The organism is uncultured Gimesia sp., from assembly GCF_963972345.1.
In the GTDB taxonomy this organism is placed as follows: Bacteria; Planctomycetota; Planctomycetia; order Planctomycetales; family Planctomycetaceae; genus Gimesia.
Window position 1 is genome coordinate 36,322 of sequence record NZ_CAXAVM010000029.1, and the last position, 11,520, is coordinate 47,841.

Sequence of the window (11,520 nt, forward strand, 5' to 3'; positions counted from 1 at the left end):
CACGAAAATTCTCCTCAGAATCACATTCTGACCATGTTCACTACCTATCACAAGCCTAAAACAGCCCACAGAGGAACGGTGACAGGTCAAACATCGAAAATCCGCTGCCGAGGTATTCGCGACAGACGCTGCTGATGGCCGTTCGTTTCCCGGTGATTCCGAGCTGGAATTTTCCAGATGATGATCGGTAAAATAACAGACATCTCTTTCCCCCGCTTCCCGGAGAATGACTCGCTGAGACACCGACTGAGAACGCGATCGCGAAAGTTTACCGATCCAGAATCACCTGTTGGAGTACCTGTGATATGCGAGTCCCCCGTCTCAGTTCCGTTATTGGATTTGGCCTGGTCTTAATCCTCGTCATAAACGGAGTCGGCTGTTCGTCAGCTGCGCCCGCCAAACCTCCCGAGAAGACTGCGAAACAGGAAACAGAAACAGCCGCTGTCCCAGGGACAGAACAGGCCGCCGCGCAGGATACAAAACAGGTCACGGCGAAAACCGAATCCAAACCGTCCGCCAAAGCAGTCACCCCGGCGACGCTGGCAGAAGCAGAAAAGGTTCTCGACCTGGAGACCTTTCCCTTACCCGCCGGCGCCAAATCACAGGGGCCGCGCCGCATGGCGACTCTGAGTTACGCTGTCGAAAAACCTTCGCAAGAAATTCTTGACTTCAACGTGCAGGAACTGACGAAACGAGGCTGGAAAGAAGTGGCCGGCAGCCGCCGCGAAGGACAGTTCGCCGGCGCCGATTTCACACACGGCGATTTTCATTTGAATCTGTCGCTCATGCAACCTGCTCCCGATTCACCACTCAGCGTCACCTTTGCCCGATTCGGCAATGTAGCTTTAACGTCCCTGCCGGTCCCTGAGGGAGCGAAACAGGTCTTTGCCTTTCCGGCGACCGTGATGTACACCACCGATGCCCCCGTGAAAGAGACCGCGGAACAGTGTCGGGCGCTGATGTTAAAAGCAGGCTGGATGCCATATGGCGGGGCGGGCACCACAGCCTACTATCGACAGAATGCGGTGCAGGTTCTGGTCAACATCATGAGTGCGCCAGGCCAGGGAGGAAAAACAGCAATCACGTTTACGAGCAATCTGCTGTCCCTCGATCTGCCCGCGTTCCCCGACGCCATCGATTTTCGCTACACGGATATGACGACCGAAGTGACGTTCGATACGAAATCCAGTCCCCAGGATGTGGCCGGTTTTTATCGCAAGGCGCTGGCCGCTGCAGGCTGGAAAGCAACCACCGACGAGCCGCTTACCATCGACTGGAAAAAAGTCACGATCTTTCGGAAACCGGACCAGGAGATGATCACAGTCACCACGAGCGAATTTGAGGGACTCACACGTGCGCGGATCGACCATCAGACCGCAGCAGAAGTCGCCGAAGTCGATCTGCGTGACTATGCGGAAGCAGGGAGAAAAGCGACATATCGACCGGGGGATAAACCGGAAGTGCCTGTCGTGACGGCAAACAGTCTCGCCGTTCAGCAGGACAAACCTTATACTCTGCGGATGCAGGTCAAGCGTGGCACGGCAAACGCGATTGCCGGCGCGGCGGTGGAAGCACTCATCGCGACTGGCTGGAGCGTCGTGCCACCGATCGAAGCGCCGGTGTTCCGTACCTGGATGCTGAAAAAGGGAGAGGCACAAATCTGGGTGATCGCAACAGAACCAACCAGGGCCGATTCCTGGGTCGCCGTGACCGGCGCTGGCGTGACTCTCAAACCTTAACAGCACTGAAAGCAACGGACAGATTTGATTAATAGGTGTCGGGACTTTTTTATCAGTTCCCGACACCTGTATCGCCTCATTTTTTACTGAGCTGGCTTCCTGGAGAAACCGTGTCGTGAAAATAGTCCACTTGATGCGGCATCAATTCTTTGTTTCCATTCACATCTTCTGCTGAGGTTATCAGACGCGAGTGGCCGGAAGCGGGACCGGGGAGAACGACTTCCCACTCTTGAAAGTTGTCTGCGGTGGGACTTACTGGTTGATCGTTGACGAGAACCTGTTTCACGTCGTAATTATCCGAGGTCACACCGCGAACACGAATTTGTCCGGATGGCATTGTTTCAACCCTGGTGATGACCGAAACGGGCGGCAGATCATCTTTGGGCTCCAGGTCGAAATAATCTTTAAGGGAATACGAATAGTTCGAATCACCGGCGGCACGGGGGAAGAAGACCGTGGTATTAACTTCGGAAAATGACAAGCGACGATGCTCATGACGGTGCATGACACAACGCCACAATCCATAAGCACAATCATGCATGTCGAAATCTTCCAGCCGCACACAGGGTGACCCGCAATGAAAGGCCCAGTGCGCGTCCCAGACCTTTGTGTTTCGCAACAGGAACGGATGCTGATAATCGGGCCCAATGCCTTCCACATCGCTGTCTTCCTTGTTGAATTTCCCGCCGGCAAACCCACCCAGATTGATGGCAAACAGTCGCTGGCAGTGCGCTTCGTTTCCATCGAATCGAACGAATGGCAGGGTGCGGATATCGACCTCTTTTGTTGATCCGTCTTTTTGCAGAATCGGCAGTAACGGGTTGAAATCTTTCCGCTCGACCACTTCAAAGCGGAAGCCGTCCTCATCGCATTCTGCCGCGACATTCCGGGTGAAGGTGTTCAAACTGTTGGCCCACCAGAACCCGGAACCAAGATTCATATCATAAGGCAACACCTGCTTGGGAAGCGGCTTGCCGCCCAACGCCTGGACCGCCAGATTCCGGTCAAAAATATTATAGACCTCGGTTCCATCTTCCAGAAAATATCCGTGGCCGACGCTTTTGTAGCCAACACAATCTTTTACCACGAGATACTGCGTGCCATGCACGGTGATCCAGCGATTGTGACTGTCCCAGACAGACAGGCCGACCAGGCTGCTGCCCCGCATTGTATCGCCGACCAGGTGGTAATGAATCGGGTACTTGCCGAGTGTATCTCGCTTGCCCAGATGCCGAAACTCCGCGTAGCTGATGCTTCCCGCTGAGTCGGCGTGATACATCGTATGCCCGCGAACCCCGTCCGGATCGGCAGATTCGACAATCACATTGCGGGAAAGATTGGCGACTTCTGCCCGATATTCACCACTTCCCAGATGATCAAACTTAAGCGGTTTATCGAAACTTACGATCTGCAATTTTGAATCAAAGCCACCCCAGTGACGCATTTTTGTGATCACTCTTTCTTCCGTCGCCGGATTATCAGAAACGCTGTTGTCGTCCCCGTCTTTTCGATGGCGGGTACCGATGTAACCAAACTGTCTGGTGGTTCCCGAGAGAATGATGCGGTCGCCGACTTTCCAGCCGGGCAGTGGATAAGGCATCACGATCCGCGCTTCTCCGACTTTCGCGGTTTGATAAGGCAGCTTGACCCAGGTACGTTCGAGCGGTGCGCCATGGAAATCCATACGTCCGCCGCAGCACACGATTGCCGGACAGGTTTCTTTATTCATACCCTCAATGTAGTGCAGGCGAATGAGTGCCGTATATTTAGCAGGCAGTGGAGAATCAGGTTGTCCCACTTCCAGAGTCGGCAGACGCTTTGCTGCTGAAAGTTTTTCCCCTGTGTTTTCCGCATCCGACTCGACCACCATCTGGCAATCGAAACCATCTTCACAGTAGTGATCGAGTTGTTCAATCCGAATTAAACCAACTTCGAGCCGTGTATTCCGATCGGAAGCGAATGTCAGTTTCCCTGAAATCTGAATTCCACGAATCACCTCTTTTGAATCCAGGTCATAGACGATCTGGTGATCTCGCTGAACTAAAACCTGAGCACCAGCACCAGGAACTTTGCCGCTTTCCCAGGTTTCAGGAGAGGACCAAAGCCCGTTCTGGGCAGATCGGATGACCTGATGCTCCGCATGGTCATGCGCTGCAAGAGACGAACTTCCTGTGATCAGGCAGGCAAGCCCAATAACAAAATGAAAAAGTGAATCTGAAATTAAGTCTCGCATGGAATATCTTCTTATATAAATTTGATAATTGCGGATAACAGCCGCCTCAGTAAGCAGCCTGAGTTACTCACCCACTTGATCAGCGTCTTGCGATTTACGCCGTCGCACAGGTCGCTTGAGAATGCGAACATCTTCGAGTTCGATTGGTGTCAGCTGATTATTTCCTTCTTCGACCGTAACGGTGATATCCGATTCCCGGGGGTTTGCGTATCGTTTTCCCAGTTTATTCCAGGGCGTACTGGAATCCGGATTATCGAACCATAAGATTCCCACCTGATAATCACCTGCCGGCGCACCATCGCCACTTTGATAGGTCGTGACTTGAAAATTACCATTTTCCTCAACCTTGGCCCGGGGCCGACTTCCCCGTGAATCAAACTCCTCACCTTGAGCAGGATAAAACACCAGCATGGCTCCTGCAGCAGGTTCTCCATTGATGGTCAGTCTTCCTTCGACAGTCTGCAAGTCAGGCCGAACATCGCTGTTCCCACAACCACAGAATAGAAACAGGTTGAAAAAAGTGATGCAACAGGAAACTCTGAATGCAGACGACTTCACAAAATCACTCCAGAAAACACAATGGAAAAGAATTACTGAAAGAGGAATATAAAAGTGCGTCACTGAAATCACTGCGGACGCCTTGTACGAATCACGAATCAACGCGTTCTAGACTGTGTCCAGTTTTACTGTATCGTCTCCTGGGCCTTTTGGATCGAGTATCATAAATCGGGAGACGCTATGGTTAAATGTGACGCGTTCTAGAACTCACCTACAACTTCTCCACCGGCATACGTGCAGAGAGCAATAAAAGTCAGGTTACTCATGTTTTCGCTGAGAAAACGGACCGAGCCATCTGCGAGCGCGACCTGCACTCCCCCCGTGTGGAAGGAGAGTGGATTGGCCCACTTATTCGTCGAATTGATAAAGTTCGGCCCGTAGCGTGTGACACCATCGTCTTCAAAACCATACATCCAGCCGGCACAGGGACCAGCCCAGTAATCAAACCACCCACCAAACTCGGGAGGATTCGTGACGAACGTTCCCGTGGTCCGATCCTTCGCAATCCATTGTGATCGACCAGCAGATTCATGCACCACAATCGTGTTCGAGGTGCCGTCGAGGATATCTCGAAATCGCTTGCCTGTCCCACCGCCTCCAAAGATACCAAGATTGGTGCCGGAAGCGGCCCCTGGTACATAAACCTGGTGAGAGTTGCTATGAATGCCCCGCTGCCCCGCATAGTCGGATGTAAATGCTCCTCGATCGGAGTCAATCGACCAGCCGCTTGAAAGACGCATTCGTAATTCCGGTGTCATCTGAGTTCCTCCAGGTGTGGAGGGACATTCAAAGAGTGTGAGTTTTTTTTCAATCGCATCCTGGTTATTGAGATCCCAGAATGAGGAATCATGATCATAGAGATTCCCCAGTGCTGCCTGATCGAAATAACTCAGAATCTGAGGAATCCAGCTGCTGTAGTGATAAGAACCATCGGCGCGTTGTCCGTAATAGGTTTCCAGAGGAAAAGTACGATGGGTGCCCACGTAGTTGTGTAAAGCCAACCCAATCTGTTTGAGATTGTTCTTACACTGCGTTCGCCGAGCCGCTTCACGCGCCTGCTGGACCGCGGGAAGCAATAAAGCAATCAGAATAGCAATAATCGCGATCACCACCAGCAGTTCAATCAGTGTGAACCCTCGGCGCGTACGAAATGAATGGGAACAGGGCATTGATACCTCCGGATGATGATTTAAAAAATCGACAACGCAGACTCAGACCAGCTTTGGTCAGAGGGTCGTCAGGAAGCAATTCCGGTGATGCTTGCGCTGCGGGAGGCTGGCAGGGAATTACAAATTGGGAATGAGATTCAATCTCACTACGGTGAGCTTAAGGGGTCATCAGCCTAATTCAAGGGACTTCCGGCGAAAATTTCTCAAAAAAAGCCATCCCATCCAGATACTTAGGAGGCCAGACAGAAATTTTATTGAGTCCAGTAATGCCTGCTATCCCCCAACTCAACCCCGCTCTTTTTACTAAGCCGTGCAGAAAACAGGCTTTATTGACCAGGGATTTATCTAACATTCAACCCACGGCGAACGATTGTGGAAAGCACCAAATGTGTCAGTTTGAACATGCAATGAACTCGACATCTTTACTCTTCTGAATCGAATTAATTGCCACCAGTTATCTCGAGTCAGACCTGGCATGACGCGTTGCACGAGAGGAACCGCACGTTCGTTGCCGTGCTCGCCTGGCATCGATTGAATTCCTATCTGGAGACGGGAGTCGATTTAGAATTTTCAAGCTTCAACATGATCGCTCATTGAATTGACTGCTGACCTCATGCCTGTTCTGCATGCATGATCAATTCATTAGTCGCATCGATTTCGGCATCCGCAATTAATATTTTCGGTATTTGCGATCCGTGTGGTATAAACGTAAATCGACTCCAGCATTCATCATCAGAGTAACCTGCCTCAAACACAAGTTGATATATACCTCCCTCAATACCGACGACATGCCCTTGTGCAATGGAAGCAATCTCGATCTTCTTTCCAGTTGGACAATAAAATGGTACTGTGATCGCTCTGATACCATCTAGAATTGGCAGCTCTGCTGATTTTCGAACTTCCACTGTCATCGGTCCCGCATCGATCAGCGTTTTGAAAGAAACAGATTCTTCACGCCAGCTGAAACCTTGAAGTACGTGCTGGTCGGTCCAGTCATTGAAAGGATTCTCCAATTCGCTATTGAACACAGCGATCTGTGAATATGACACATCTATAATGAACTTTTCCATGAAGCCTGTTTCCTGCTCTCTTCCGACATGATGAAAAAATGTCAGTCAAAACAAACCTCCCCTGAGATCACTCCTTCACCCACGATTCTACCACCCTCGTTTAATTTGAACCTGTTTCCATACTGGTACCATTCAACAGAGATATTCTTTCCCAGAGGAATGACTACATCAACGTCATATTCTTTCTCGAGATGAAAATACTCTTCTATTGATTCTATAATACAACCCATTAATGTTTCATCAAAATTGATTTGAGGTGAATATCCTGAGGACGCAGGATGCAGTCTGCCTTTTTGATGCTCTGCCCTTTTTTGAAATAATTGAATTCTGGCTTTAAAAAGCACCATGGTATTCGCCCTTGGAGATTAAAGGAGGCCCCTTTATGCATCACCTGAAAGTAGCTAAGGACTCGCTACGAAAACCAGCGGGCGGCGACGATGGCTTCGCCGGCGATCAGGAGTTTGCGCCAGCGGGGCAGGCCGAAACGGGTGGCGTAGACGTTATAGTCCATGCGTTCCATTTCCGTGAGGATGCCGCCGTAAATGCGATGCATTGCTTTGAGGATGCGTTGCCCCTCCGGCGAGAGATAATCAAACAGCCGTTCCGAACTCTGATAATAACTGCGGGCACGTTCCACCTGGAACTGCATCAGTTCGCGGAAACGCTGATCATAAACCTGTGCCTCGATATCGGATCGCGAATATCCGAAGCGGTCTAAATCTTCCCGGGGTAAATAGACGCGGCCCATCTGAATGTCTTCTGCCAGATCGCGGAGAATATTCGTCAATTGAAACGCGAGGCCACATTCGACACCGGCTGCGGGTGCCCGTTCATCGTGAAAACCCCAGATATGAATGCAGCATAATCCGACCACTCCCGCCACGTGGTAACAGTACTCCTGCAATTGTTCAAAGGTCGCGAACGTGACCGGCTGCAGGTCAGACTCCACGCCGATGATCACCGCGAAGAAATACTCACGGGGGATGCGGTAACGTTCTATCACATCCCGCAGCGCCGGAAAACAGGGATGGTAGGGCGGCGCGTCCGGATCGCTTTGATATTCGAGCAGCTGATGCAATGCCTCCCGCCAGCTTCGCAATGCGTCTCCGCGGTCGACGGAACTCAACTCCGACTGATCTCCCAGATCGTCCACCGTGCGCATGTAGGCGTACAGCACGCACATCGCCTGGAACTGCTCTTTCTGCAGCGCCAGAAATGAATAGTAGAAATTCCCCGCAGTCTGTTTTGCCAGCTGCTGGCAATAAGCATACGACTCGGACAGGCGTGTATTCATCGAATCTCTGGGAACGGTTACAAACAGGGAACAGGCGATTACGGTCATCCATCTTAACTGCACCCACTTCAATTTGAAATCCGACTCCCCGCCTCGACCGGATATCCCTTCATAAATTTTTCACAATGCACGCCATCGGCACGGGAAGCTCACACATCTGTCACCAGACCACCCCGGGCAGGTGTTCTCCTGCTGGCAACTTACTGGTTACTCAGGAAATGCTTTCCCCTTGATTTTGCTTGAAACCTGCGAAAAACAGACAAATCCGCTTCGGTTTCCGTTCTTTCCAGCAGTTCCCTTTCTGACGACGTAGATCTTAATATTCCATTCCGGCTGTGAAGATACGTGAAAAAGGTCCAGTCGCGCACACAATACTCTTTTGCAATTTACTTGCATTAGACATTGACTTCTGCAACTGTTATGTAATAATGACTGCATTGTCAATTTCTCACAGATTATCTACCCGTTAAAAAACCTGGAGTCGCGTGATGAAGAGCATCAAGCCGGCACGACGTGGATTTACCCTGATTGAACTTCTGGTGGTGATCGCCATTATTGCGATTCTGATTGCCTTACTGCTGCCGGCTGTCCAGCAGGCACGCGAAGCGGCCCGTCGCAGTACCTGCAAAAACAATCTGAAACAGATTGGACTGGCGCTGCATAATTACAACGAGACTCACAGCGTTCTTCCCTCCGGCTGGATTGGTGTGGAACCCGGTGTCGGCGCCAATGTGGAGTATGGAAGTGGCTGGGGCTGGGGAACGATGATCCTGCCCTTCATGGACCAGAGTCCGTTATACAATCAGATCAACTTCAGCCGGGATATTAACGACCCGATACAAACCACGGGCCTGGTTGAAACCGTGCTTCCTGCCTTTCGATGCCCTTCTGATCCTGCTGACAACACATTCGAACTGGAAGAAGAAGGCAGCCCGGGCACGGTTCTGATCCGTCTGGCAACCGCCAACTACATCGGCGTGTTCGGCAGTGAAGAACTGGACGATTGCGAAATTGTGGCACCGGGAACGAACTGTCAGAGTTCCGGAACATTTTATCAAAACAGCAATACCAGATTTCGCGACGTGACTGACGGCTTGTCTCAGACCCTGTTTGTCGGTGAGCGCAAAACCGATGCCACCGCTGACTGGTATTCCACCTGGGTGGGTGCGGTTCCTGAAGGCGCAGAAACCTTTGCCCGCGTGCTGGGTGCCACCGACCATGTTCCCAACGATCCGGCTTCCCATTTTGATGACTTCAGCAGCCATCATACGGGGGGCGCGCAGTTTCTGTTCGGGGATGGACGCGTGCGGTTTATTTCAGAAAACATTGACAAGACCGTCTACCAGTCCCTGTCGAGTATCCGTGGAGGCGAGCTGACCAGCTTCGAATAATCTCACATCATAGTTTGCTACGCGAACAGCAGGCTCTGCCAGCGACGACCAGTCATTTCCTGATTTGACTGGTCGTTTTTTATTGTCAAACCATGCGATCGGTCTGTCCCGTCGTCAGCGTTTCAGCCAATCTGCCGAGATTTTTTTCTTTTTCTGAGACAGACTGTACGCCGCTGAATCATCTGATCTCTGTGCACTCATTTACCAGAATCAAGCCTGTTCCACGGATTGAAGCTGGTTAACCGGAGCGGGAGGATTATACCGATGCCGTCGAAATACTCACTCGACAATGAAAAACTGAGCCGCCAGTTCCGACTTCGGCACTTGAGTCTGAGACTGGTTTCTCCTAGAATAAGCGGCCGGGCAGTCCGCGTGAAACACTGCCATCTCTGTATTCAGAAAGAGTTTTGAAATGAACCGATTCAAACTGACACTGGTAATGCTGTTCACCCTGGTCCAGTGCCCGCAATTGTTTGCTCATCCGGGACACGGAGCCCGGGAAACTGTCAACCCTAACGGAATCCTGCATTATCTGACAGAACCGGTTCACGTGATGCCCTTCATCATTATCGCCGTTATCATGAGCATGCTGATTGGCGGAAAAAAATTCCTGCAGCGGTTACGTGATCAACGTCAGAAAGTCGTCGTACGCGTGCAGAATCGTCGCAAGTAATCAGCGATGATCCACTGCTTCTTCCGCGCGCTGCTGATACACTTTTATGGCGCGCTGATAAGTCTGTTCGGCAGCCTTCCTCTCCGGCTCGGCAATTTTCAGATGTCGATTTTTCCAGAGCAGCTTAATGGTCTCGGCGCACCACAGCGCGCTTTCGCGTGAGACCCGAATCGGCTGTTCCGCCACGATGACATTCACCGGGTTGGTATGCAGCTGAGGAAACTGCCGTAACGCAATCCAGCTGCTGGTTTCTACGGGCACTTCAAACTGCAGCGCATGAATTTCCCCGTCAGCGGGAACACTCTGCTGCCCCACCACCGCGCCATTCATCACGATTTCCACGAGGCGATTACCGGAAGTTACATATTCGGAATTACGCGGCGCATGCAGCACGCGCGTATCACCCGATGCCCGGCGGCCTTCAGGCGGATCAAGCAGACCATAGGCGACCGCCCTGGGAGTTTCGGCAGCGAAGGCGACTTTGGCTGTGATCTTCACCCTGCCTGGCTGCTTCAGTTGAATGTCTTCAAAACCAGGTGCTACATCATTGACCTGGAATTCCAGCGCATGCGCATAACCGTCAGAGACATAAGCACGCCCCTGCCGAATCCCGTGGCACCACTGTGTGAAATCCAGTTCATCCTGCTGTCCCAGTTGCACATAGACGCGTCCCTGGCCGACACGCCGACTGCTCATGCAGGGAAAATCGGTTTCGCCGCTCACCTTCAGCGGAAAACCACAGTTTAAAATATGATACCAGGTGTTCCATTCCGGAATCCGTTCGGTGTCCATCGCACTGATAAAGTCACAAACCCCTTCCGCCGTACTGACACAGATTTCCATCGCACCGCCCCCGTTCATTTCGGGAACCGCCAGGTTCGGCAGCTGATCGGCGGCCTGCTCCAGGGCCTGCGTTAATTCATCCCCTGTCAGCTGGCTGTTGCCATCTGCGTCGATCGTTTCAAATGCAGCCGGCAGGAGTCCTGATGCCGCCTCCTGTGCGCTTAATGAACCTGACTTGTCCTGATCCAAGTCTTCAATCAACCGCTGCGCGGCGAAGGGGGGATTCACTTTTAATGCGGAATGAGGAAAGCCGGTCACTCCCCCCTGCTGTTTGGCCCACCGCATCACGGGCACAGTCCAGGTGGGCCAGCCAGTGGTTGTTCCCAGGGTGCCCGGATAAGTCTGATTCTGCAGGTTGAGCAGACAGACATGCCCCAGAGCCGCAGAACCGAAACCGCTGATTTCCAGATCGTATTTCAGCAGCGTCAGAGGTTCGCTCACCCGATCAGCCGTGGAAGAAAAAAACTGACGTTGCACATCAAAGCAGGGCCCCCAGGTTAAAACGCAGCCGACATTCATGCCTTCTCCTTTGACCAGGTTGAACATGTCC

At 51.8% G+C, this 11,520-nt stretch carries 10 protein-coding genes; 3 read left to right on the forward strand and 7 right to left on the reverse strand.

All coding sequences use genetic code 11. The annotated features are described in order from the left end of the window. Positions 1-305: 305 nt before the first annotated feature. Positions 306-1,739, forward strand: a complete 1,434-nt coding sequence (locus AACZ40_RS07320; RefSeq protein ID WP_291172310.1) for a hypothetical protein — start codon at positions 306-308, stop codon at positions 1,737-1,739. 76 nt (positions 1,740-1,815) lie between these two features. On the opposite strand, the gene AACZ40_RS07325 is transcribed toward AACZ40_RS07320, so the two are convergent. From AACZ40_RS07325 to AACZ40_RS07350, 6 genes are all read right to left on the reverse strand, one after another. Further along, positions 1,816-3,972 (reverse strand): G8 domain-containing protein, encoded by a 2,157-nt coding sequence (locus AACZ40_RS07325; protein WP_291172313.1) that lies wholly within the window; start codon positions 3,970-3,972, stop codon positions 1,816-1,818. A 63-nt stretch (positions 3,973-4,035) separates the two neighbouring features. Next, a complete protein-coding gene (locus AACZ40_RS07330) occupies positions 4,036-4,530 on the reverse strand; it encodes a hypothetical protein (RefSeq protein ID WP_291172316.1) in 495 nt (164 codons plus the stop codon). 200 nt (positions 4,531-4,730) lie between these two features. Then, entirely contained in the window at positions 4,731-5,699 is a 969-nt protein-coding gene (locus AACZ40_RS07335; protein WP_291172319.1) for a DUF1559 domain-containing protein, read from the reverse strand. Positions 5,700-6,310: 611 nt separating this feature from the next. Next, the gene (gene comJ / locus AACZ40_RS07340; protein WP_291172322.1) at positions 6,311-6,769 is read right to left on the reverse strand and encodes a competence protein ComJ; all 459 of its coding nucleotides are present in this window, start codon (positions 6,767-6,769) and stop codon (positions 6,311-6,313) included. 41 nt (positions 6,770-6,810) lie between these two features. After that, positions 6,811-7,116, reverse strand: coding sequence for a hypothetical protein (locus AACZ40_RS07345; RefSeq protein ID WP_291172324.1), 306 nt, complete (start codon positions 7,114-7,116; stop codon positions 6,811-6,813). Positions 7,117-7,181: 65 nt separating this feature from the next. Next, positions 7,182-8,063 (reverse strand): phytoene/squalene synthase family protein, encoded by an 882-nt coding sequence (locus AACZ40_RS07350; RefSeq protein ID WP_291172327.1) that lies wholly within the window; start codon positions 8,061-8,063, stop codon positions 7,182-7,184. A gap of 488 nt (positions 8,064-8,551) precedes the next feature. On the opposite strand from AACZ40_RS07350, the gene AACZ40_RS07355 reads away from it, so the two are divergent. Together AACZ40_RS07355 and AACZ40_RS07360 are read left to right on the forward strand one after the other, a co-directional pair. Then, positions 8,552-9,454: a DUF1559 domain-containing protein gene (locus AACZ40_RS07355; protein WP_291172329.1), complete on the forward strand. Its 903-nt coding sequence runs from the start codon at positions 8,552-8,554 to the stop codon at positions 9,452-9,454. A gap of 412 nt (positions 9,455-9,866) precedes the next feature. Continuing rightward, on the forward strand, positions 9,867-10,127 hold the full coding sequence (locus tag AACZ40_RS07360) for a hypothetical protein (RefSeq protein WP_291172348.1): 261 nt from the start codon (positions 9,867-9,869) through the stop codon (positions 10,125-10,127). Here the strand turns inward: AACZ40_RS07360 and AACZ40_RS07365 are convergent. Then, positions 10,128-11,520 (reverse strand): CehA/McbA family metallohydrolase (locus tag AACZ40_RS07365; protein ID WP_339673778.1); only part of this gene is annotated, 1,393 nt, incomplete at its 5' end.

Coding starts and splice junctions, on each gene's coding strand:
- AACZ40_RS07355 (WP_291172329.1), top strand. CDS start 8,552: ATGAAGAGCATCAAGCCGGCACGACGTGGATTTACCCTGATTGAACTT.
- comJ (WP_291172322.1), bottom strand. CDS start 6,769: ATGGAAAAGTTCATTATAGATGTGTCATATTCACAGATCGCTGTGTTC.
- AACZ40_RS07325 (WP_291172313.1), bottom strand. CDS start 3,972: ATGCGAGACTTAATTTCAGATTCACTTTTTCATTTTGTTATTGGGCTT.
- AACZ40_RS07320 (WP_291172310.1), top strand. CDS start 306: ATGCGAGTCCCCCGTCTCAGTTCCGTTATTGGATTTGGCCTGGTCTTA.
- AACZ40_RS07345 (WP_291172324.1), bottom strand. CDS start 7,116: ATGGTGCTTTTTAAAGCCAGAATTCAATTATTTCAAAAAAGGGCAGAG.
- AACZ40_RS07335 (WP_291172319.1), bottom strand. CDS start 5,699: ATGCCCTGTTCCCATTCATTTCGTACGCGCCGAGGGTTCACACTGATT.
- AACZ40_RS07350 (WP_291172327.1), bottom strand. CDS start 8,063: ATGAATACACGCCTGTCCGAGTCGTATGCTTATTGCCAGCAGCTGGCA.
- AACZ40_RS07360 (WP_291172348.1), top strand. CDS start 9,867: ATGAACCGATTCAAACTGACACTGGTAATGCTGTTCACCCTGGTCCAG.